Here is a 22,657-nt window from a genome sequence, read left to right as displayed (position 1 = left end):
GGGGCGCCGATCAGCGCGCGGTGGCTTCCTGTGCGGCGAGCACTTGTTCGACTGCCTTCTCGAAGCGCTTCATGCCTTCGTCGAGCAGGTCGAACGGGATCACCAGCGACGGGACGAAGCGCAGCACGTTCGGGCCGGCGATCAGCATGATCAGGCCGTTCTCGGCGGCGGCCGTGACGAAGTCCTTCGCGCGGCCGTCGAATGCGGTGGTGAGTTCCGCGCCGACCAGCAGGCCCTTGCCGCGCACGTCCTTGAAGATGCCGAAGCGTGCGTTGATGCGTTCGAGCGCGCCCTTCAGGCGCACGCTGCGTTCGCGCACGCCTTCGAGCAGTGCCGGGTCGCCGATCAGTTCGACGACCTTGTCGGCGATCGCCGATGCGAGCGGGTTGCCGCCGTACGTCGTGCCGTGCACGCCGACCTTGAAGTGTGCGGCGAGCTCGTTGGTCGTCAGCATCGCGCCGATCGGGAAGCCGTTGCCAAGTGCCTTCGCGGTCGTCAGGATGTCCGGCGTGACGCCCGTGTCCATGTACGCGTAGAACTGGCCCGTGCGACCCACGCCCGTTTGCACTTCGTCGAAAATCAGCAGTGCGCCGTGTGCGTCGCACGCTTCGCGCAGTGCCTTCAGGAAGGCCGGATCGGCGGGGATCACGCCGCCTTCGCCTTGCACGGGCTCGACGATCACGGCACAGGTTTGCGGGCCGATCGCGGCCTTTGCGGCTTCGATGTCGTTGTACGGCAGGTGCTTGATGCCGGCCGGCACGGGGCCGAAGCCTTCCGAGTATTTCGGCTGGCCGCCGACGCTGACCGTGAAGAACGTGCGGCCGTGGAACGACTGCACGAACGAGATGATTTCTGCTTTATCGGCGCCGTGGCGGTCGAACGCGACGCGGCGTGCGAGTTTCAGGGCCGCTTCGTTCGCTTCCGCGCCCGAGTTCGCGAAGAATGCGCGGTCGGCGAAGGTCAGCGATTCGAGGCGCTTCGCGAGGCGCAGCACCGGTTCGTTGGTGTAGCCGTTGCCGATGTGCCAGAGCTTGCGGCTTTGTTCGTCCAGGACTTTCAGCAGTTCCGGGTGGCCGTGGCCGAGGGACGTTACTGCGATGCCGCACGCGAAATCGATGTACTCGCGGCCAGCCGTGTCCCACACGCGGGAGCCCTCTGCGCGATCCGGCACGAACGGGGCGGGGGAAAATACCGGCACCATCACTTCGTCGAATGTCTGGCGGTTCACGGTCGAGGTCGTCATGGTCGTTCCTTTCGGTTTCGTAAGAGGGTTCAACAGGATCAAGTTTAGGTAAGGGCGACGCAAGCGTCTTGCAGATTTGCGACGGGTTCTATCGGAAGGTTTGGGTTTTGCCCTCCCGGGGCGGGGGGCGGCTACGCCGTGTCGGTATTTTGGGGCTTTTTCTGGCTTGTCTGGGGCTTGCTTCCGGGGGCGTGAAGCACCTGCAATCGTGAAGCACCTGCAATCGCGAAGCACCTGCAATCGTGTCGGTCTATTAGCGTCGCCCCTCCGCGGGGCAGCGGTCACTTTTCTTTGTCTTGCCAAAGAAAAGTAACCAAAAGAAAGGCGCTCAGATCACGCATGACTTACCGGTGCCATCGCCAACAGAGTGGCCACCATCTAAGTGTCCGCGCCAGTCAGGAACCCGGAGTGGTTCGAGCAATGGTTCTGACACCACTGCCTACACAACAGAGCGGTATACCGCCCGCTAGCTCCGTCCTCGCTTCGCTCGGACGACAGGTCCATCCCAACCAATACCAATATCACCCCTCAACGTACTTTCGATAAACGGAGAATTCGCTGCTCTGCCCGCGAGAAAAATGGGGGACGCAAACACATCGTCTCGCGAAGACACTGTTCGTCAAACGATCCAGTCACACAAATGTGGAGAGCCGAAAAAGTGCCTGGCAGTCGACATCTCATGCAGGAAGCACGAACGCAACCGCCCGCCCTGAAGTACCTTGCAGCCGAGCGTAGCGAGGATGGAGCTAGCGGGAGGTATACCACTCCGTGGGGTAGCGAGAGATGTCAGAACCATTGCTCGAACCACTCCGGGTTCCTGACTGGCGCGGACACTTAGATGGTGGCCACTCTGTTGGCGATGGCACCGGTAAGTCATGCGTGATCTGAGCGCCTTTCTTTTGGTTACTTTTCTTTGGCAAGACAAAGAAAAGTGACCGCTGCCCCGCGGAGGGGCGACGCTAATAGACCGACACGATTGCAGGTGCTTCACGCCAACCGCGGGCAGACCGCCAAACCAAACCAAGTCAAAACCAAACCTCAATCCTTCCCGCGCTCGACGAGCGCCCCACCACGAGGTTCACTGCCGCCACCCGTCTGCTTCTCGAGCCAAGCTCGCCGATCCTCCCGAGGCGTGACCCCAAACCTTTCCCGATAAGCATTAGAAAAGTGCGCAGCAGAAGAAAACCCACAGGCGAGAGAAACTTGAACGACAGACTTGCTGGTCCGCTGCAACTGAGTGCGAGCCTTGAGCAACCGCAGATTGAGGTAATACTTGGAGGGCATCGCCCCGAGATACTGTCGAAAGAGCCGCTCCAACTGCCGGCGTGAAACGCCGACCAGCTCGGCGATTTCATCGGTAGTCAGAGGATCCTCGACATTGGCTTCCATGAGCAGCAATGCGTCATTCAACCGAGGATGCCGCTCGCCGGGCGCGGTGACAAAGGGAATCCGCTGTCGTTCTTCGCCGCTGCGCAAAGCGCCAACGCCGAGCGCATCGGCAATCCGCTCCGCGAGATCCGCCCCATGTTCCAGGCCAATCATGGCCAGCATGAAATCCACGGTAGCCTGCCCACCCGCACAGGTCGCCCGATCGCGATCGATCTCGAAGATCTGCTGCGTGACGATCGACCGCTCGAACTGCTCGGCGAACTGCTGATACGTCTCCCAGTTCACGCTCACGCGATACCCGGACAGCTGCCCGGCCATCGCGAGCCACCACACGCCGTGGTGAATGCCAGTGACGACGGGCGTCCGCTGCCCCACCCGCGCGAGACTCGCGAGAAACAACCGGTAATCGGCAAACTGCTGAAACCGCTCCGTCACGACGATCAGCCAGTCGCACGCGATCGCATCGTTGAACGCCGCATCGGCATGCCACTGCGCACCACCCGCGAGCGGCACGGGCCGCCCGTCCCAAGAACAGACCTGCCAGCGGTACAACAACCGCCCATCGATCTCGTTCGCCAGGTTCAACGCATCGACGATCGGACCCACACCCGACATCGACACGGGCGGCAATGCAACGATCGCCACCTGCGTCGTGCGGGTGGCGCCTGCGGGACGAGACACCGGTACCACGTCTGAAACCTGTCCCGTCGCGTTACTTGAGACTGCCCGACAGGAACTGCTTGAGCCGCTCGCTCTGCGGGCGCACCAGCACCTCCTTCGGATCGCCCTCTTCCTCGGTCCGCCCCTGATGCAGGAACATCACATGATTCGACACGTTGCGCGCGAAACCCATCTCGTGCGTCACGACGATCATCGTGCGGCCTTCCTCGGCCAGCTTCTGCATCACCTTCAGCACTTCGCCCACCAGCTCCGGGTCGAGCGCCGACGTCGGCTCGTCGAACAGCATCACGTCGGGATGCATCGCGAGCGCACGCGCAATCGCCACGCGCTGCTGCTGGCCGCCCGACAAATGCGACGGATACTGCTTCTCGACACGCGGCGGCAGGCCGACCTTCTCCAGGTACTCGCGCGCCCGCTCCTCGGCTTCCTTCTTCGAAATGCCGAGCACGTGCACGGGCGCCTCCATCACGTTCTCGAGCACGTTCATGTGCGCCCACAGATTGAAGTGCTGGAACACCATCGCGAGCTTCGTGCGGATACGCTGCAACTGCTTGTGATCGGCGACTTCGAGCGCGCCGGCACGGTCGGCCTTCGTACGCACGGCCTCGCCGTCGACGACGATCTGCCCCGCATTCGGCCGCTCGAGGAAGTTGATGCAGCGCAGGAACGTGCTCTTGCCCGAGCCGCTCGCACCGATGATGCTGATGACGTCACCGGCCTTCGCGTTCAACGACACGCCCTTGAGCACCTCGTTGTCGCCATAGCGCTTGTGGATGTCGAGCGCCGCAAGCTTGGTGGCACCGTTCGTTTGAGTGATCTCGGCCAACTGGCTCTCCTCGAAGTGAATCAATGACGGGCGGCCGCGAGATACGCGAGCCAGTGGCGCTCCGCGCGGCGAAACGCCGCGACGAGTGCGAACGATACCGCAAGATAGATCAGCGCGGCGATTCCGAACGACTGGAACGCCATGTAGGTCGCGGAATTCGCATCACGCGCGACCTTCAGGATGTCCGGCACGGTCGCCGTGAACGCCACGGTCGTCGCGTGCAGCATCAGGATCACCTCGTTGCTGTACAGCGGCAACGCACGGCGCAGCGCCGACGGCAGGATCACGCGGCGGTACATCGTGAACGGCGACATCCCGTACGCGCGCGCCGCCTCGACCTCGCCGTGCGGAATCGCCCGGATCGCGCCGGCGAAGATCTCGGTCGTGTACGCGCAGGTGTTCAGTGCGAACGCGAGAATCGCGCAGTTGAAACCGCTGCGGAAGAACGCGTCGAGCAGCGAATGCGACCGCACGAACTCGAGGCTGTACATGCCCGTGTACATCAGCAGCAGCTGCACGTAGAGCGGCGTGCCGCGAAACACGTACGTGTAGAACCGCACCGGCATCGACACCCACTTCTTCCGCGACACGCGCGCAACCGCGAGCGGCACCGCGCACACGAAGCCGAGCGAGATCGACGCCACGAGCAGCCACAACGTCACCGCGAGGCCGGAGAGGCGCTGGCCGTCCCAGAAAAGGAACGCCTTGCCGAATTCCTGGAGGATCTCGATCATAGTTCTGCGTGCCGCACGCCCATGGAATAACGTTTCTCGAGCTGGATCAGCACGAGGTTGGAAACGGTCGTGATCGCGAGGTAGATCAGCGCCGCGACGAGAATGAAGAAGAACATGTTGAATGTGCTCTTGCCGGCGTCCTGCGCGGCCTTCACGACGTCCGCGAGGCCGATGATCGACACCAGAGCCGTCGCCTTCACGAGCACCTGCCAGTTGTTGCCGATGCCCGGCAGCGCGAAGCGCATCATCTGCGGAAACATGATCCGCACGAACACGCGCGCGCCGCTCATCCCGTAAGCCGCGCCGGCCTCGAGCTGGCCGCGCGGCACCGACAGGAACGCGCCGCGGAAGGTCTCGGTGAAGTACGCGCCGTAGATGAAGCCGAGCGTCAGCACGCCGGCCACGAACGGGTCGATGTCGATCTGGTTCCAGCCGACGAGGTCGGTGAACTGGTTCAGCCAGATCTGGATGCTGTAGAACAGCAGCAGCATCAGCACAAGATCGGGCACCGAGCGGATCAGCGTCGTATAGCCGGTCGCGATCGCTCGCAGCACCCGGTTGTGCGACAGCTTCGCCACCGCGCCGATCAGCCCCAGCGCCACCGCAGTGGCGAGCGACAGCACCGACAGCTCGATGGTCTGCACGGTGCCGGCCCAGAGGACGGGACCAAAGCCGTAAAGGAACACGCGCGTCTCCAGAGTTGGAATGAATGCCGACGCGTATGCTGTCCCGCGCCGGGCTGACGCGGATAGTCGCAAGCGAAATTGATTGCCTCAAATCACCTTGCGCTCGATTGCTGCATCGCAACAATCAGTCCCGCCATTTACACCCCGGCCTTACTCCGCTGTTTCCAAAGGAAAAAAGCCGCTTCCTGACAGTCGGATGACACGCAGGGAAGCGGACTTTTTGCAATTTTCCGGTCGCTTTTTCGATATAGCGCCGGACTGGCCATCGGGCCGAACAGGCACATCCTGGCCCGCCACAGCCCCGGCTGGCAGACGCGCCTGAGCGCCGCGCTGCGCGACTGGCTGAAGCAGCGCCGCGCGTGACCGTCAGCGCCCCTTCAGGATGTCGGAGCGCGAAGTCGTATAGACAAGCCCGTCCGGGCCGAAATGGACGTTGAAGAACGCGTCGGTGTTGACGCCGTCCTCGAGCCAGCGCCAGCTCCAGACCGTCTCGGGCTTCAGCGGATACTGCGCGACGTCGCCGGGCTTGCCGAGCAGGCGCCGCACCTCGTCCTCGTTCATCCCCGGGCGCACCTTCGCGAAATTCTCGGCGGTCAGCACCTGCGTCGCGCCTGTGTAGCGCCCGTTCGCATCGAGATCGACGAACCAGGTCTGGTTGCCCATCGGGCCGCGCGGATATTCGTAGCGCTTCGAGCCGTCGGTGAACTCGCGCACGGTCTCGGGCTTGCCCATCGTGCCGCGCACGTCGGCCTCGGTGGATTCGCCGACCTTCAGCCCCTTCAGCAGCAGCGGCGCGGGCTTGATCGCGTTGAAGAAGTCCCTGATACGTTGCACGTCGAGATGGCCTTGGTCGTCGCAACCGGTTAGCGCCAGCGCGGCGGCCAGCATCGTCACGGAAAGCAGCCGGAATCGGAAAATCATCGGAAGAAATGCGCGTGAAGAAAACACGCGGCAAGGATACCCGCGCAACGCCAAAAGCGCGAGACGGGCGCACGGCCCGTCTCGTGTTCAATGCGTCGTTTCGGTTTCCGTTTCGGCTTCGGACACGCGGCCCGCCGGCTGCGGCGCACGCGGCGCGCCGACGCGGCGGCGCGTACGCACGAGCTCGGCGAGCTGCCACGAGCCGAGCGCCAGGCAGCCGAACAGCACCTCGCGGCCGCGCTTGACCACCGCGAGCGACAACGCCGTCTCGCGGTCGACGCCGAACATCTGCGCGAGCAGCACGACGGTCGCCTCCTGCACGCCGAGCCCGCCCGGCACCATGAACGCCGCATGCCGCACGGCCTGCGTCATCGCCTCGATCGCGATCGCGCCGCCGATCGACACCGGATGGCCGAGCAGCGCGAGCGCCCAGTAGATCTCGAGCGCGCCGAGCACATACCCGGCCAGCTGCCAGAAGAATGCGCTGAACAGCAGGCCCGTGCGCGACATCAGCGAATCGATGTCGGCGTCGAGCCGGCGTCCGTCGACGCCCTGCAGCAGCCGGTGCGAATCGCCGAGCAGGCGGCCCGCGAAACGCTCGATCGCATGGAAGATGCCGCCGCGCCGCATCAGCACGACGCCGAGCACCGGCAACGGCAGCGTCAGCAGCAGCGCGAGGCCGATCGTGCCGCCGCCCATGTTGTCCGTCGTCGCGAGCAGCAGCACGAGGCCGAGCGCCGCGAACGCATACTGGACGACGATCGTCACGAGCACCTCGACGATCACCGACGCGGTCACGCGGCTCGCGTCGGGCACCTGCCAGCGCGCGAGCCGGATGCCGACGATCTCGCCGCCGATCCCGACCACGGGCAGCAGCCGGTTCACGGCCTCGCGCACGGTCGCGATCCACCACAGGAACGGCAGCGAACTGCGCCGGTCGAGCAGCAGGTGCCATGCGTACGCATCGAGCAGCAGCGGCAGCCCGTGGAACGGCACGAGCCACAGCAGCGCATAGCCGGCACGCGCGAGCATCTGCGACACGTCGCCGACGCCTTCGTGCAACCCCAGCGCGAGCAGGATGCCGATGCCGATCGGCCAGCCGAGCCACTTGATCCACTTGCTCATGACGGCTGCGCTCCCGGTGCACGCGACGCTTGCGCGCCGCGACGTGCCGCAGGCTGGCCGAATACGTCGGCAAAGCCGCCGGTCGCGACGCCCGCCGCCTTCAACGCGGCCGCGACGCGCGGCGACAGCAGCGCATCGAGTTCGTCGACCGGACGGTAGCCGGCCATCGTCGGCGTGATCGGGCCGTCGCCGGCCTCGGCCGGATGGCAGTAGATCTCGCCGACGCCCGGCGGCAGCTTCGCGAGCGCGTCGAGCAGCACGGCCTCGTCCATCGCGCCCGTATGCTCGATCCCGACGACGTAGTCGTTGTGCGCGAGCCCCGCGCGGTCGAGCCGCGCACGCACGAGCGCGATCCACGGCTTGAGCAGCGCGGGCGCGCTCGTCTCGTACGGCAACCGCACCGCGCGCAGCCCGTAGTCGCGGCCGATCTCGATGATCATCGACAGCACGGTCGGATGCAGGTGGAAGTGCTTGTGCGCGTTCACGTGGTCGAGCGGCAGGCCGCTCGCCGCGAACGCATCGAACTGCGCACGGATCTCGCGGCGCAGCTGCGCGCGAACGTGCGGCAGGAAGAAGAAGCGGCAGCCGTCCTTCGCCATCGCGTCGCCGAACCGCCCGTCGGCGCCGACGAGCGCGGGAATCTCATGCGCGGGCAGCGTGGCCGGCCCGTCCGCGAGCACCAGGTGCAGGCCGACCGCGAGCGACGGCAGCCGCCGCGCGCGGTCGATCGCATCCTGCGCGGCGCTCGCACCGACCATCAGGCTCGCGGCGTTCAGCACGCCGTCGCGGTGCGCACGCTCGACCGCCGCGTTGACGCGCGGGTGCAGCCCGAAGTCGTCCGCGGTGAAGATCAGCGCCCGCGCCGCCGGCTGCGTCGCCACGGATTACGCCTCGTGCGCGCGCAGGAAGCGGAAGAACTCGACGCCTTCGCGTAGGCGGCGCTTCATCATGTCCCAGCTCGTCAGCATCTCGCGCACGATTTCCCAGATCTTCGACGGACGGAAGTAGAACTGGCGATAGAACTGCTCGAGATGGTGATAGATCTCGTCGCGCGACAGGTGCGCATAGCCGATTGCCGCGAGCTGCACGCCTTCCTTGCTCACCAGGTTGATCGTCTTGTTCTCTTCCATCCAGCCGTTCTCGACGGCCTGCTTGTAGAGCGTCGTGCCCGGATACGGCGCGGCGAGCGAGACCTGGATCGTGTGCGGATTGATTTCCTTCGCGTACTCGATCGTCTTCTTGATGGTTTCCTGCGTCTCGCCCGGCAGGCCGAGGATGAAGGTGCCGTGGATCTTGATGCCGAGCTTCTTGCAGTCCGCGCTGAAGCGGCGCGCGAAATCGGTGCGCACGCCCTTCTTGATGTTCACGAGGATCTGGTCGTCGCCGGATTCGAAGCCGACCAGCAGCAGGCGCAGGCCGTTTTCCTTCATGATCTTCAGCGACTTGTACGGCACGTTGGCCTTCGCGTTGCACGACCACGTGATGCCGAGCTTGCCCAGGCCGATGGCGATCGCTTCGGCGCGCGGCAGGTCGTCGGTGAAGGTGTCGTCGTCGAACATCAGTTCCTTCACTTCCGGCATGTTGTCGCGGATCCACTTCGCTTCCGCGAGCACGTTCTCGACCGAACGCGTGCGGTAGCGATGGCCGCTGACCGTCTGCGGCCACAGGCAGAACGTGCAGCGCGACTTGCAGCCGCGGCCCGTGTAGATCGATACGTACGGATAGTTCAGGTAGCCGATGAAGTAGTTGTCGATCTTCAGGTCGCGCTTGTAGACGGGCGCGACGAACGGCAGTTCGTCCATGTTCTCGAGGATCGGACGCGCTTCGTTGTGCTCGATCGAGCCGTCCTTCGCGCGCCAGCTCAAGCCCTTGATCTCGGGGAACGGCTTGCCTTCCGCGATTTCCTTGCAGGTGTAGTCGAATTCCTCGCGGCACACGAAGTCGATGGCCTCGCTCGCCGTGAGCGAGTTGTGCGGATCGACCATCACCTTCGCGCCCACCATGCCGACCAGCATCGACGGCTTCATCTTCTTGAGATCCTGCGCGAACATCGCGTCGGTCGGGAACGACGGCGTGCTCGTGTGGATGATCACGAGGTCGTAGTCGTTGGCGATCTTCAGCGTTTCCTCGACCGACAGGCCGTCGGCCGGCGCATCGAGGACGCGGCTGCCCGGCACGAGCGCGGCCGGCTGCGCGAGCCACGTCGGATACCAGAAGGAACGGATTTCGCGCTTCGCCTGATAGCGCGAGCCGGCTCCGCCGTCGAAGCCGTCATACGAAGGGGCCTGCAAGAACAGCGTTTTCATGAATGCTCCGGTAGCCTGCATAGTTCGATTCGTCACAACGATTCAGTCAAAAAACCGCGGGCCGCCATGCCGGCGCCCGCCTCTCTGTCATGTCGCGCCGCGCGGCTTCGTCGCGCAGCGCGTCTCGGCCGTCGGGCCGGGTTCGAGCGACGGCCCTAGCGGCCGTCCACTGCTTCCACTGCAGCCGTCGCGCGTTTGCCGCCGACGACCGTCATCCTTGCGCCGCGCCACACGACGTGCGTGCCGAACGCGGCCGCGAGCCATTCGAGCGCGAGCAGCGTGTCGCGCACCGCGACGAGCGGCAGGTCGCGCCAGAACGCGCGCCAGCCATCTTCGCCGCGCGCATGCAGCACGAGCCGCCCGAATGCGCCGACCACGGCCGCCCCGCCCGCCAGCGTGCCGGCGAAGGTGCCGTCGAGACGCAGTGCGAGCGCCGCACCGATCGCGAGCCACGGCACCGTAAACGTAATGAACAGGAACGCGAAGCCGGCCGGGTTCAGCGAACGGATCGTGCGCAGCCAGCGCGTCTCGCGGTGCCACAGCGGCCCGAACGACGGCTCGATCACGTCGGTCGCGACCTCGACCTCCGACAGCACGGTGCGCCGCCCGAGGCGTCGCGGCAATTCGGCCAGCCAGAAATCGTCGGCCAGCTCGTCCTTCAGCGCGAAAAAGCCGCCGATCCGATCGAGCGTGTCGCGCGTCAGCGCGAGCGTCGCGCCGAAGCCGAAGCGGCTCGAGCGGCCGAGGTGCGTGATCCGCACCGACGGCGCGAACCACGCGTCGACGAACTGTGCGCCGATCCGCGTCCAGAACCCGCCGACGCTGCGCGCATGATACAGGCACGTGACGACACCGACCGACACGTCGGCGAGCGGCGCCGTCACGCGCTCCAGATAGTCGGGCTGCACCGCGATGTCGCTGTCCGCGATCACGATGCGGCCGTATTTCGCGCGTGCGGCGAGATTGATCAGGTTGCTGACCTTCAGGTTCTTGCCGTGCACGCGCGCGTCGATCACCAGCGTGATGTCGCACTCGGGATAGTCGGCGCGCAGCCGCTCGACGACGGCGATCGCCGGATCGGCCGGCGACGCGACGCCGAACAGCACCTCGTAGCGCGGATGGCGCTGCTCGCAGAACGTCGCGAGGTTTTCGTACAGGTGCGGCTCCGCGCCGCACAGCGGCTTGAGCACGCTGACCGGCTCGAAACCGTCGCGCGCAGCGGTGCGCGGCGTACGCGGCCGCGGGGCAAACGCGGCGGCGAGCGCATAGCCGGCCGCGGCCAGCGTGAACGCGATCAGCAACCAGTCGAGCAGCGTGGCGGTTGGCGTCATGCGCAACGCCTCCCGGCGACCTGAACGCCATGGAGAACGCTCGAGCGTGATTGAGCGTGATGCGGTATTCCGACTACGACGAACGCGGGCACGACCCGACTCCTTGTTCCAGCAGCGTCTGTAATGGGGGAAGCACGACCCTTCGTTCGGGTACGGCCAAGCCCGGCTTCGCGTGGCTTCTCTCCGCACAATGCCCGGAGGACGGGATGCGGGAAGACTCGAATGGCTACCATCGGCACAACATGGGCAGGCGCCGGATTTTAGCAGTCCGCGGCACCCCGCGCTCGGCACTACGCGAAACGGACTGGTGCAATTCCGGCAAAGCTGAGTCGTCGACGAACCTTATCGGCACGGCCACGTTCACATTAGCGTAAGCAGTTTGCAGGCGTATTGCAGTCTTGAAAATCAAACGTTTCGTGCAAATTTGTAGGTCGATGCGGATTCACGTCCAATCGCCGTAAAGATTGGTAATTAATCTGCGATTGGGTGGATTTTTGCAACAATCGAGGTAGTCAACCCTGCGTCCCTGTAAGGCGCATGGGTATCGGCGCGTCGCCAGCACGTTCCGGAACCCTTTGGCAAAATCCTTGGCATTTGTTGCGTACGCGCATCACCGCGCTCCCCCATTCGAAGGCCACCCGATGACACCGTTTTCCGTACTCGATCTCGCCCCCATTCCGGCCGGCGCCGACGCCTCCCAGGCGTTCCGCAACACCGTCGATCTCGCCCAGCACGCGGAACGCTGGGGCTACCGGCGCTACTGGCTGGCCGAGCATCACAACATGCCGGGCATCGCGAGCGCGGCCACCGCCGTCGTGATCGGTCATGTCGCGGGCGCGACGCAGACGATCCGCGTGGGCTCGGGCGGCATCATGCTGCCGAACCACGCGCCGCTCGTGATCGCCGAGCAGTTCGGCACGCTGGCCTCGCTGTATCCGGGGCGCATCGACCTCGGCCTCGGCCGCGCGCCCGGCACCGACCAGACCACGTCGCGCGCGCTGCGCCGCGACCTGATCGGCAGCGCCGACTCGTTTCCGGACGACGTCGCCGAGCTGCAGCGCTATTTCGCGGAGCCGGTGCCCGGCCAGCGCGTGCGTGCGGTGCCAGGCGCGGGGCTCGACGTGCCGGTGTGGCTGCTGGGTTCGAGTTTGTTCAGTGCCCAGCTCGCCGCGATGCTCGGGCTGCCGTTCGCATTCGCGTCGCACTTCGCGCCGGACTACCTGATGCGGGCGCTCGAGATCTATCGCGCGCAGTACCGGCCGTCGGCCGCGTGGCCCAAGCCGCACGCGATGGTCGGCGTCAACGTGTTCGCGGCGGATACCGACGACGAGGCACGGCGCCTGTTCACGTCGCTGCAGCAGCAGTTCATCAACTTGCGGCGCGGTACGCCGGGCAAGCTGCCGCCGCCCGTCGACGTGCTCGAGGCGAACGAGCTCGAACTCGCGACCGTCGCGCATTCGCTGTCGTTCGCGGCCGTCGGCTCGCGCGACACGGTGCGCGACAAGCTGCGCGACCGCATCGCGCAGACCGGCGCCGACGAGCTGATCGTCACCGCGCAGATCTACGATCACGCCGCGCGGCTGCGCTCGTTCGAACTGACCGCGCAGATTCGCGACGAGCTCGCGAACGAGGCGCGCTGACGGCACGGCCGCGCGCCGCCGGCGGCCTGCCCTGCGTTACTGCGGGTGCACGGCGTCCAGCCCGTCGAGCAGCGCCTTGTGGAACGCGTCCGGGTCCTGGATCTGCGGCGCGTGCCCGAGCGCCGGGAATTCGACGAGCTGCGCACCGGGGATCGCCGCCTGCGTGCGCTTCGCGAGTTCCGGATAGCGACCGAGCTTCGCGTGCACGTCTGGCGGTGCAACGTCCTTGCCGATCGCGGTCGTGTCCTTGTCGCCGATCATCAGCAGCGTCGGCACGCGGATCGCGCCGAGTTCGTAGACCACCGGCTGCGTGAGGATCATGTCGTAGATCAGCGCGGAATTCCACGCGACCGCGTCACGGCCGGCGCCGCGATACATGCCGGCCAGCATCTGCACCCAGCGCTCGTACGACGGCGACCACTTGCCCGCGTAGTACGTGGCCTGCTCATAGCGGCGGATGCCGTCGGCCGTCGTCTTCTGCTCGCGCGCATACCAGTAGTCGACCGACAGCGGCGGCACGCCGAGCGCCTTCCAGTCCTCGAGGCCGATCGGGTTCACGAGCACGAGCTGGTCGGTCGCCTTCGGATACATCAGCGCATAGCGGATCGCGAGCATCCCGCCGGTCGAATGGCCGACGATCGTCGCCGACTTCACACCGATCGATTCGAGCAGCGCATGCGTGTTGCGCGCGAGTTGCTGGAACGTGTACTGATAGCGCTCGGGCTTCGACGACTTGCAGAAGCCGATCTGGTCCGGTGCGATCACGCGGTAGCCGGCACGGCTCAACACACCGATCGTGTCCTCCCAGGTGGCCGCGCAAAAGTTCTTCCCGTGCAGCAGCACGACGGTGCGGCCGTTCGGGTGCGCAGGCTGCACGTCGAGAAACGCCATCTCGAGCGTTTCGCGCTGCGACACGAACGTGTACAGGTGCACGGGCGCCGGATAGGTGAAGCCTTCCAGGCGCGGGCCGTACGCGGGCCCGTCGTTGCCGGCGGGCGTCGCGCCGACGGCCGCGACAGGCAGCGCGCACACGGCGGCGGCAGCCGCGCCGAGCACGACAGCGCGTACAACAGACAGCATCTTGCAAATCGAAAGCATGGCGATCACGGTGATTGGGGACGCACGCGGGCAAGCGGGGCCGCCTCGCGCCCCGCGATTCTACGCGGTCGGGCTGACGACGGCGCGCAACACTCCGGGGCCGCGCGACTTCCGCGCGTGCGACGAACTCGGGTATCGTGTGACGTGACCCTGAAACGCGTGCAGGCGCTTCCCATGAAAAACGTCCTCAGCATTCAGTCGCACGTCATCTACGGCCATGCCGGCAACAGTGCGGCCGTGTTCCCGATGCAGCGCCTCGGCGTTAACGTCTGGCCGCTCAACACCGTCCAGCTGTCGAATCACATGCAGTACGGCCATTGGGCCGGCAGCGCGATCGATGCCGCGAAGATGGAACAGCTCGTCGACGGCATTGCCGCGATCGGTGCGCTCAAGCGCTGCGACGCCGTGCTGTCCGGCTTCCTCGGGTCGCCGCCGCAGGCGCGCGCGGCCGTCGAGATCGTCCGCTCGGTGAAGGCGATGAATCCGGACGCGTGGTACTTCTGCGATCCCGCGATGGGCCAGACGGGCGGCATCCGGCCCGAGCCCGGCGTCGAGGAATTCATCGTGCAGGAGGTGCCGGCGCTCGCGGACGGCATGTCGCCGAACCACACCGAGCTGCAGAAGCTCGTCGGGCGGCGCATCGAAACCGTCGCCGAAGCCGTCGACGCGTGCCGCGCGCTGATCCGTCGCGGCCCGCAGATCATCCTCGTCAAGCACCTGCACGACCGCAACAGTCCGGCCGACCGGTTCAACATGCTCGCCGTCACCGAAACCGAAGCGTGGATCGGCCAGCGCCCGCTGTACGCGTTTCCTCGGCATCCGGTCGGCGTCGGCGACCTGACCAGCGCGATCTTCGTCGCACGTCGGCTGCGCGGCGACTCGGTGCGCGCCGCGTTCGAACACACGCTCGCGGCCGTGCATGCGGTCGTGAAGGCCACCTACGATGCGCGCCGCTACGAACTCGAACTCATCGCCGCGCAGGACGAGATCGCCCGCCCGAGCGAATGGTTCGGCGCGTGGGTGACCGACGCCTGAGGCACTGGTACCGCTGTCCTGCTGTCCTGCTGTCCTGCTTTCCCGCTGTCTTGCTTTCCCTGCTTTCCCTGCCGCTCCATGACCGCAGACGCCCTGCGTCCCGCTGCCGCTTCGCCGCACATGCAAACGTTTCCGGACTTCACATGAATGACACCGATTCCTCGCTATGCTCGCGGCGGCACGAACCGGCGCAGCCGCATCCTGCAACCCGGAGCGCGCCCTTCCTGTAGGTCCCGCCAATCGGCTCCCCCCTTTACCGCACGATAACGACCATGACCCGATCGAACCGTCGTGACTTCCTGCGCGTCGCCGCCGGCACTGCCGGCGCCGCCGCGCTGAACCTGTTTCCGCCCGTGATCCGCGATGCGCTCGCGATTCCCGCGAACCGCCGCACCGGCACGATCCGTGACATCGAACACATCGTGATCCTGATGCAGGAGAACCGTTCGTTCGACCACTACTTCGGCACGATGCGCGGTGTCCGCGGCTTCGGTGACCCGCGCCCGCTGCGCCTCGCAAACGGCAAGTCGGTGTTCCACCAGCCGGTCGGCCCGGCCGAACTGCTGCCGTTCCATCCCGGCGCCGACAAGCTCGGCCTGCAGTTCCTGCAGGACCTGCCGCACGGCTGGCAGGACATGCACGCCGCGTGGAACAAGGGCCGCTACGACCAGTGGGTGCCGAACAAGGGCACCACGACGATGGCGTACCTGAAGCGCGACGACATCCCGTTCCACTACCAGCTCGCCGATGCGTTCACGATCTGCGACGCGTATCACTGCGCGATCCCGAGCTCGACCGACCCGAACCGCTACTACATGTGGACAGGCTATGTCGGCAACGACGGCACGGGCGGCGGCCCGGTGCTCGGCAACGAGGAAAAGGGCTACGGCTGGACGACCTACCCGGAAGTGCTCGAACAGGCCGGCGTGTCGTGGAAGATCTACCAGGACGTCGGCACGGGGCTCGACGCGAACGGCTCGTGGGGCTGGACGCAGAACCCGTACATCGGCAACTACGGCGACAACGCGCTGCTCTACTTCAACCAGTACCGCACCGCGCTGCCCGGCACGCCGCTGTACGACAAGGCGCGCACCGGCACCAACATCAGCGCCGGCGGCACGCTGTTCGACGTGCTGCAGCAGGACGTGAAGAACGGCACGTTGCCGCAGGTGTCGTGGATCTGCGCGCCGGAAGCGTATTCCGAGCACCCGAACTGGCCCGCGAACTACGGCGCGTGGTACATCGAGCAGGTGCTGAAGGCGCTCGTGTCGAATCCGGAGGTGTGGAGCAAGACCGCGCTGTTCATCACGTACGACGAAAACGACGGCTTCTTCGACCACGTGCAGCCGCCGTTCGCGCCGCAGTCGCGCGACAACGGGCTGTCGACGGTCGCGACGACCAACGAGGTGTTCGCCGGCGACGCATCGCACATGGCCGGCCCGTACGGGCTCGGGCCGCGCGTGCCGATGCTCGTCGTGTCGCCGTGGACCAAGGGCGGCTGGGTCTGCTCGCAGACCTTCGATCACACGTCGCTGCTGCAATTCATCGAGGCGCGGTTCGGCGCGCAATACCCGGTCACGGCCGCCAACGTGTCACCGTGGCGCCGCGCGGTATGCGGCGACCTGACCGCCGCGTTCGACTTCGCGACGTCCGATGCCGCGTGGCCGACGCTGCCCGACACGAGCAGCTACGCGCCGCCCGACCGCAACCGGCATCCCGACTACATCCCGGTGCCGCCGGCCCTGCAGAAGCTGCCGAAACAGGAAGCCGGGCTGCGTCCGGCGCGCGCGCTGCCGTACGAGCTGTTCGTGCACGGCCGCGTCGAATCCGTGAACGGCCTGTTCCGGCTGACCTTCGCGAACACGGGCCGCGCGGGCGCGGCGTTCCAGGTCCAGTCGCGCAACCGCCTCGACGGTCCGTGGACGTACACGGTCGAGGCCGGCAAGCGGATCGCCGATACGTGGAGTGCGGCGGCATCGCTCGGCCTGTACGACCTCGACGTGTACGGCCCGAACGGCTTCTACTGCCATTTCCGCGGCCCGTTCGCGACCGGCGTCGGCAGCGCGAACGTGAACCCCGAGGTGATCTACGGCTATGACGTCGCGAACGGCAACATCACGCTGCGCCTGATGAACCGCGGCCACAAGGCCGTGCGGCTCAAGGTTACGAACGCGTACGGCCACGGCCGCTCGCGCACGTTCGACCTCGCGCCGGGCGCGCACGTCGACGACTACTGGGACCTGCGCGGCAGCCACGGCTGGTACGACCTGACCGTCAGCGACGGCCGGCTGCTCGGCTTCCTGCGCCGCTTCGCGGGCCACGTCGAAACGGGCCGCCCGAGCACCAGCGACCCGCTGATCCGCACGCACGCGTCGCACGACGACGCCGAAGCCGCCTCGGACGCACTGTCCGACTGACGTCGCCCCACGCGCGGCGCGGCCCCGGCGGGCCGCGCCGCGTTTTTGCCCCGCACCGCTCCCCCCCTCTCTGCGCCCGTTCCGTTCGCGACGGGAAACTCCCGATACCGGCCGGACCCGCCCGCGCGGAAGCTATGCGCAAATCCGCATCGAATGCGCGACAAATTTCCAAGACCCGCGCATATCGGCGACCTATATATCGAAGCAATCGGGGCTCTTCGTAGAGAGCCTGACGGGAGATGTTTCCGAGGATCACGCTGCCGACCTCCCCGCCCGATTCCGAGAAGCGGTCGAACCGCCCGCCCGTCGCACGCGCCCGGCCCGCCCGGACGCGCGCGGTACCCACTCGCCGGTGTCGAACAAGAGGAACAACATGAAATTCCGTCATTCCCTGCTGTCGGTGTCCATTGCATCCGCGCTTGCCCTCCTCTCGCAACAGGCCGCCCAGGCTGCCGATGCAACCGACGTAAAGGTCGGTTTCGCCGCGCCGCTCACGGGCGTGAACGCCGGCTACGGCAAGGATCTGCAAAACGGCGTCCAGCTCGCGCTCGACGATGCGGCCGCGCAGAAGGTGCAGATCGCCGGCAAGGCGGCCCACTTCAATCTCGTCGTGCAGGACGACCAGGCCGATCCGCGCATCGGCGTGCAGGCCGCGCAGGCGCTGGTCGACCAGAACGTGTCGGTCGTGGTCGGTCACTTCAACTCGGGGACGACGATTCCGGCGTCGGTGGTCTACGACAAGGCCGGCATTCCGGTGATCGACCCGGCCGCGACCAACCCGACGCTCACGTCGCGCGGGCTCGCGAACATGTTCATGGTGATCGCGACCGACGGCCAGAACGCCGGCAACGCCGGCAAGTACGCGGTCGACGTGACGAAGGCGAAGCGCATCGCGATCATCGACGACCGCACCGCGTTCGGCCAGGGCGAGGCCGACGAATTCGAGAAGGCCGTGAAGGCTGCGGGCGGCAATATCATCGGCCGCGAGTTCACCAACAACCAGGCGGTCGACTTCCGTGCGCAGATCACGAGCCTGAAGGGCAAGAATCCCGACCTGATCTTCTTCGGCGGCCTCGATTCGCTCGCCGCGAACTTCATCAAGCAGATGCGCCAGCTCGGACTGAACGCGCAGTTCGTCGGCGGCGGCGGCGTGAAGGACAACGAGTTCATCAAGATCGCGGGCCCGGCCGCCGAAGGCGCGATGGCATGGGAATACGGCCAGCCGCTCGACGAGCTGCCGCAGGGGAAGGATTTCGAGGCGCGCTTCAAGAAGCGCTTCGGCGTCGACGTGCTGTCGTATGCGCAGTTCGGCTATGACGCGGCGTGGGCCGCGATCAAGGCGATGCAGGCGGCCGGCTCGACCGATCCGAAGGTCTATCGCCCGGCGCTGAAGAAGATCGACTTCGAAGGCGTGACCGGCCGCATCTCGTTCGCGAACGACGGTTCGCTGAAGAGCGGGATGTCGACGCTGTACCAGGTGAAGAGCGGCGCGTGGAAGACGATCGTGACGAAGGGAGGCTGATCGGCGGGTTCGGCGGCCGGCGGCGGATACGCCGCCTGGCCGCGCAGATCGATGCGGCGACATCGATCTCGTATGACGACTGACATTGAAGCGATTCGGCACGGGCCCGCGGCAACGCGGGCCGCGCCGCACGGCGGTCAGCTGGCCTCCGCCTCGGCCGCTTCGTGCGCACGACGCAGCCGCTCGCGGCTGTTCGTGAGGTGCGTGCGCATTGCGGCGCGCGCGGCTTCGGGGTCGTGGCGTGCGATCGCCTCGTAGATGTCCTCGTGCTCGTGGTTCAGCCGGCCCACGTAGCGCTCGAGGTCGTCGCCGGCAAAGCGTGCCGAATTCACGCGCGTGCGCGGGATGATCGACGTGCCGAGCTGCGTCATGATGTCGACGAAATAGCGGTTGCCGGTCGACTGCGCGATCTGCAGGTGGAACTGGAAGTCGAGCTGCGCGGTGTCGCGGCCGCCGCCCGCCCCCGTCGCGATCGCGTCGAGCGCGCGCCGCAGCGCCGCGAGGTCGGTATCGTTCGCGCGCTGCGCGGCCAGGCTCGCGCACTCGCTCTCGAGGCTGATGCGCAGTTCCAGCACCGCGAGCACGTCGCGCAGCGTCGTGATCGTCGCGGGGTCGATGCCGAGCGCCTGGCGGCGCGACGGCTCCAGCACGAAGCTGCCGATGCCGTGGCGCGTCTCGACGAGGCCGCTCGCCTGCATCCTCGAGATCGCCTCGCGCACGACCGTGCGGCTTACGCCCTGCGCCGCCATGACTTCGGTTTCGGTCGGCAGCTTGTCGCCGGGACGCAGCGTGCCGTTTTCGATCTGCGCGGTCAGCGCGTCGACGACATCTTGTGCGAGGCTGCGTGCGCGACGGCGCGGCGCTGCGGGAAGCGTGGGCACGGACATGAGGCCGGTTCCTTTTTGAATGATCGTAATGTGAGCCGAGGGTTTACGCGGGGTTTGAGCGAAAGCCGATGATTCATTATACTGCGTCACAAGTCATCCGACGACTGATGATCGATGCACGGATCTCCTGTCGACTCGAGCCGGCATTCCAGCGCCGCCCGGTCCCATGCCTGACGATCAGCCAGCGTTCGCGTTCTGCGCGCTGCTGGTCTCGTTGTCGCGCCCACCCCGTTCCGGGTTGCTGTCGACCTGCGGGCCTTGCGCGCCGCGCACGTCGGTTGTCGAATGATCGCACCTCCCGCCGCGCGCGGCAAAGCTTTTGCCGCACGGCATTGCCCACTCTTCTGCCATCGCCGCCCATGAACGCCGTCACTGCCTCGCCTTCCCACGACACGCCGCGCATCGTCGACCTGCAAGCGATTCCGGTCGCCGGCCACGACAGCATGCTGCTCAACCTGAGCGGCGCGCACGGTCCGTTCTTCACCCGCAACCTCGTGATCCTGAAGGACAGCGCGGGCCGGACCGGCGTCGGTGAGGTGCCGGGCGGCGAAAGCATCCGCCGCACGCTCGAGGACGCGCGCGCACTCGTCGTCGGCCAGCCGGTCGGCAACTACCATGCGGTGCTCAACGACGTGCGGCGCACCTTCGCCGACCGCGACGCGAGCGGCCGCGGGCTGCAGACCTTCGACCTGCGCACGACGATCCACGCGGTCACCGCGCTCGAGGCCGCGCTGCTCGACCTGCTCGGCCAGCACCTCGGCGTGCCGGTCGCCGCGCTGCTCGGCGAAGGCCAGCAACGCGACCGCGTCGAAATGCTCGGCTACCTGTTCTACATTGGCGACCGCACGAAGACCGCGCTCGCGTATCGCGACGGCAGCGGTGCGAGCGACGATTGGACCCGCGTGCGCGACGAAGCCGCGCTGACGCCCGAGGCCGTCGTGCGGCTCGCCGAGGCGGCGCATGCGCGCTACGGCTTCAACGACTTCAAGCTGAAGGGCGGCGTGTTCGAAGGCGCAAGCGAGATCGAGGCCGTGACGGCGCTCGCCGAACGCTTCCCCGACGCACGCGTGACGCTCGACCCGAACGGCGCCTGGTCGCTCGACGAAGCCGTGCGGCTGTGCCGCGATCAGCATCACGTGCTCGCGTACGCGGAAGATCCGTGCGGCGCGGAGAACGGTTACTCGGGCCGCGAGGTGATGGCCGAATTCCGCCGCGCGACGGGGCTGCCGACGGCGACCAACATGATCGCGACCGACTGGCGGCAGATGGGTCACGCGGTGCAGCTGCAGGCCGTCGACATCCCGCTCGCCGACCCGCACTTCTGGACGATGCAGGGTTCGGTGCGCGTCGCGCAGATGTGCCGCGACTGGGGTCTCACGTGGGGTTCGCATTCGAACAACCACTTCGACGTGTCGCTCGCGATGTTCACGCATGTCGCGGCCGCCGCGCCCGGCCAGGTCACCGCGATCGACACGCACTGGATCTGGCAGGACGGCGAACGGCTGACGCGCGAGCCGCTGACGATCGAGAACGGGCTGGTGGAAGTGCCGAAGCGGCCGGGTCTCGGCGTCGACATCGACATGGATGCGGTCGCGGTCGCGCACGAGCTGTACAAGCAGCACGGCCTCGGCGCCCGCGACGATGCGGCGGCCATGCAGTATCTGATTCCGGGGTGGACGTTCAACAACAAGCGCCCCTGCCTCGTGCGCTGAGCACTTGGCGAACCGGGCGGCGGGGTCGCCCGGTTACCGGCGGCCGGCCCTTGTCGCCCGCGCCCGGTGCGCGGGCCCTGTCAGACGATCTGCTTGAGCGCCGCGTCGAGCGCGAGCACCGCGACGCGGTCGCCTTCGGTCGCGAGCGGCGCGCGCATCACGATCTGCCGGTTATGGCCGACGGCCGCTGGCGAATCCCACAGCAGCTCGACCTTCGGCCGATTGAACAGGCTGCCGCGACGCGGCGGCACGACTGCCGGCTGCGCGTCCGCCGCGCCCTGCTCGCTCGGCGCGGCAGCCTTGCGGCCCGGCCAGCGCACCGACAGCTCGCGCGCGTCGTACTGGCCGACCTTGCGGCTTTCCATCCAGACGATCGCGGTGCGCGTCAGCACGTCGAGTGAAATTGCGTACCGGCCGACCGCGAAGCGGCGAGCGGCCACGTTGGTGCGCCACAGCGGCCGCGGGCGGCAGATCCAGACGATTGCCGCGTAAAGCGCCGGCGCGGCGACGAGCCAGCCGTTGGTCGCCGTCACCGCATGCAGCGCGTGGCGCCAGCCGGCCACCCACGCGAACATGCCGATCGACCAGACCGCGAACAGGAAGCCGATCAGCGCGAAGACGCGCAGCGCCTGGCGCAGCCACTGCGGCAGCGGATGGAACGGCCGCTCGGCACGCGCGACGGCGCCCGGCAGCGCGAGCAGCAGGAAGATCAGCACGAGGTAGACGAACGCCCACGGCGACGACACCATCGCGGACAGCGACGAGCGATAGCCCATCTGCGACATCGAGAACAGCCAGCGCGCGAGCAGCACGAGACCGATCGCGCGCAACGCGAAGATCACACCGGCGCCGGGGGCCGGCGCTGCGCGCGTGGTTTTCGTTCTCGCCAAGACTGCTCTCCTCTTGATATTCGTACAGGGCCGGATTTCACGGCACGGCCATTATAGGGACATTACCGTCTGGACAGACGGCCGGATGGCGTGCCGGGCCGCTTCGGGGGCCGTTCGCGGCGCCGGGCGCGGCGAGAATACAACACATCCGCGCCGCGGATGTGACAACGCCCCGCCGGAAAACCCGGACGGGGCGTCGATGACGGCCGCGCGC

The 22,657-nt window shown here is 66.8% G+C and carries 19 protein-coding genes and 1 tRNA gene; 5 read left to right on the top strand and 15 right to left on the bottom strand.

What is annotated here, in order from left to right; genetic code table 11:
* Positions 1 to 10: 10 nt before the first annotated feature.
* From AC5LXX_RS05780 to AC5LXX_RS05725, 12 genes are all read right to left on the bottom strand, one after another.
* Positions 11 to 1,243 carry an aspartate aminotransferase family protein gene (locus tag AC5LXX_RS05780; RefSeq protein WP_493410764.1) on the bottom strand — a complete coding sequence of 411 codons (1,233 nt, stop codon included), beginning with the start codon at positions 1,241 to 1,243 and terminating at the stop codon, positions 11 to 13.
* Positions 1,244 to 2,281: 1,038 nt separating this feature from the next.
* The gene (locus tag AC5LXX_RS05775) at positions 2,282 to 3,322 is read right to left on the bottom strand and encodes a GlxA family transcriptional regulator (RefSeq protein ID WP_493410763.1); all 1,041 of its coding nucleotides are present in this window, start codon (positions 3,320 to 3,322) and stop codon (positions 2,282 to 2,284) included.
* Positions 3,323 to 3,344: 22 nt separating this feature from the next.
* Positions 3,345 to 4,139 carry an ABC transporter ATP-binding protein gene (locus AC5LXX_RS05770; protein ID WP_176046878.1) on the bottom strand — a complete coding sequence of 265 codons (795 nt, stop codon included), beginning with the start codon at positions 4,137 to 4,139 and terminating at the stop codon, positions 3,345 to 3,347.
* Positions 4,140 to 4,159: 20 nt separating this feature from the next.
* A complete protein-coding gene (locus tag AC5LXX_RS05765) occupies positions 4,160 to 4,873 on the bottom strand; it encodes an ABC transporter permease (protein WP_124456534.1) in 714 nt (237 codons plus the stop codon).
* A complete protein-coding gene (locus tag AC5LXX_RS05760) occupies positions 4,870 to 5,559 on the bottom strand; it encodes an ABC transporter permease (RefSeq protein WP_047900223.1) in 690 nt (229 codons plus the stop codon). Before AC5LXX_RS05760 ends, AC5LXX_RS05765 begins: the two co-directional genes overlap by 4 nt.
* 366 nt (positions 5,560 to 5,925) lie before the next feature.
* Complete coding sequence (locus AC5LXX_RS05755; RefSeq protein WP_322083846.1) at positions 5,926 to 6,480, bottom strand: hypothetical protein; 555 nt, start codon at positions 6,478 to 6,480, stop codon at positions 5,926 to 5,928.
* Between the two features lie 87 nt (positions 6,481 to 6,567).
* Complete coding sequence (locus AC5LXX_RS05750; protein WP_493410762.1) at positions 6,568 to 7,605, bottom strand: lysylphosphatidylglycerol synthase domain-containing protein; 1,038 nt, start codon at positions 7,603 to 7,605, stop codon at positions 6,568 to 6,570.
* On the bottom strand, positions 7,602 to 8,486 hold the full coding sequence (gene hpnK, locus AC5LXX_RS05745) for a hopanoid biosynthesis-associated protein HpnK (RefSeq protein ID WP_493410761.1): 885 nt from the start codon (positions 8,484 to 8,486) through the stop codon (positions 7,602 to 7,604). The genes AC5LXX_RS05750 and hpnK overlap by 4 nt, the downstream gene beginning before the upstream one ends.
* 3 nt (positions 8,487 to 8,489) lie before the next feature.
* A complete protein-coding gene (hpnJ, locus tag AC5LXX_RS05740) occupies positions 8,490 to 9,911 on the bottom strand; it encodes a hopanoid biosynthesis associated radical SAM protein HpnJ (RefSeq protein WP_493410760.1) in 1,422 nt (473 codons plus the stop codon).
* Positions 9,912 to 10,066: 155 nt separating this feature from the next.
* Positions 10,067 to 11,242: a bacteriohopanetetrol glucosamine biosynthesis glycosyltransferase HpnI gene (hpnI, locus tag AC5LXX_RS05735; RefSeq protein WP_493410759.1), complete on the bottom strand. Its 1,176-nt coding sequence runs from the start codon at positions 11,240 to 11,242 to the stop codon at positions 10,067 to 10,069.
* 512 nt (positions 11,243 to 11,754) lie between these two features.
* Positions 11,755 to 12,699: a hypothetical protein gene (locus AC5LXX_RS05730; protein WP_493410758.1), complete on the bottom strand. Its 945-nt coding sequence runs from the start codon at positions 12,697 to 12,699 to the stop codon at positions 11,755 to 11,757.
* Positions 12,663 to 12,762 (bottom strand) — tRNA-OTHER (locus AC5LXX_RS05725). The genes AC5LXX_RS05730 and AC5LXX_RS05725 overlap by 37 nt, the downstream gene beginning before the upstream one ends.
* Between AC5LXX_RS05725 and AC5LXX_RS05720 the strand changes: the two genes are divergently transcribed.
* Complete coding sequence (locus AC5LXX_RS05720; protein WP_185658282.1) at positions 12,736 to 12,882, top strand: hypothetical protein; 147 nt, start codon at positions 12,736 to 12,738, stop codon at positions 12,880 to 12,882. The two genes, AC5LXX_RS05725 and AC5LXX_RS05720, sit on opposite strands and share 27 nt — an antisense overlap.
* A gap of 36 nt (positions 12,883 to 12,918) precedes the next feature.
* Here AC5LXX_RS05720 and AC5LXX_RS05715 read toward each other — a convergent pair whose 3' ends face one another.
* Complete coding sequence (locus AC5LXX_RS05715; RefSeq protein ID WP_493410757.1) at positions 12,919 to 13,980, bottom strand: alpha/beta fold hydrolase; 1,062 nt, start codon at positions 13,978 to 13,980, stop codon at positions 12,919 to 12,921.
* Positions 13,981 to 14,154: 174 nt separating this feature from the next.
* Between AC5LXX_RS05715 and pdxY the strand changes: the two genes are divergently transcribed.
* From pdxY to AC5LXX_RS05700, 3 genes are all read left to right on the top strand, one after another.
* Positions 14,155 to 15,015: a pyridoxal kinase PdxY gene (gene pdxY / locus AC5LXX_RS05710; protein WP_124456542.1), complete on the top strand. Its 861-nt coding sequence runs from the start codon at positions 14,155 to 14,157 to the stop codon at positions 15,013 to 15,015.
* A gap of 272 nt (positions 15,016 to 15,287) precedes the next feature.
* Positions 15,288 to 17,432, top strand: a complete 2,145-nt coding sequence (locus AC5LXX_RS05705; RefSeq protein ID WP_493410756.1) for a phosphocholine-specific phospholipase C — start codon at positions 15,288 to 15,290, stop codon at positions 17,430 to 17,432.
* A gap of 373 nt (positions 17,433 to 17,805) precedes the next feature.
* On the top strand, positions 17,806 to 18,954 hold the full coding sequence (locus tag AC5LXX_RS05700) for a branched-chain amino acid ABC transporter substrate-binding protein (RefSeq protein WP_493410755.1): 1,149 nt from the start codon (positions 17,806 to 17,808) through the stop codon (positions 18,952 to 18,954).
* Positions 18,955 to 19,091: 137 nt separating this feature from the next.
* Here AC5LXX_RS05700 and AC5LXX_RS05695 read toward each other — a convergent pair whose 3' ends face one another.
* Positions 19,092 to 19,841, bottom strand: a complete 750-nt coding sequence (locus AC5LXX_RS05695) for a FadR/GntR family transcriptional regulator (RefSeq protein ID WP_124455989.1) — start codon at positions 19,839 to 19,841, stop codon at positions 19,092 to 19,094.
* Between the two features lie 359 nt (positions 19,842 to 20,200).
* Here AC5LXX_RS05695 and gudD point away from each other — a divergent pair, with 359 nt between their 5' ends.
* The gene (gene gudD / locus AC5LXX_RS05690) at positions 20,201 to 21,553 is read left to right on the top strand and encodes a glucarate dehydratase (RefSeq protein ID WP_493410754.1); all 1,353 of its coding nucleotides are present in this window, start codon (positions 20,201 to 20,203) and stop codon (positions 21,551 to 21,553) included.
* An 80-nt stretch (positions 21,554 to 21,633) separates the two neighbouring features.
* Here the strand turns inward: gudD and AC5LXX_RS05685 are convergent, their stop codons facing one another.
* Entirely contained in the window at positions 21,634 to 22,443 is an 810-nt protein-coding gene (locus AC5LXX_RS05685) for a hypothetical protein (protein WP_493410753.1), read from the bottom strand.
* Between the last annotated feature and the right edge of the window lie 214 nt (positions 22,444 to 22,657).

It is taken from the genome of Burkholderia torrens (assembly GCF_984668525.1).
Note: the sequence above shows the minus strand (reverse complement) of the source record. Positions and strands in the feature narration are given on the sequence as shown.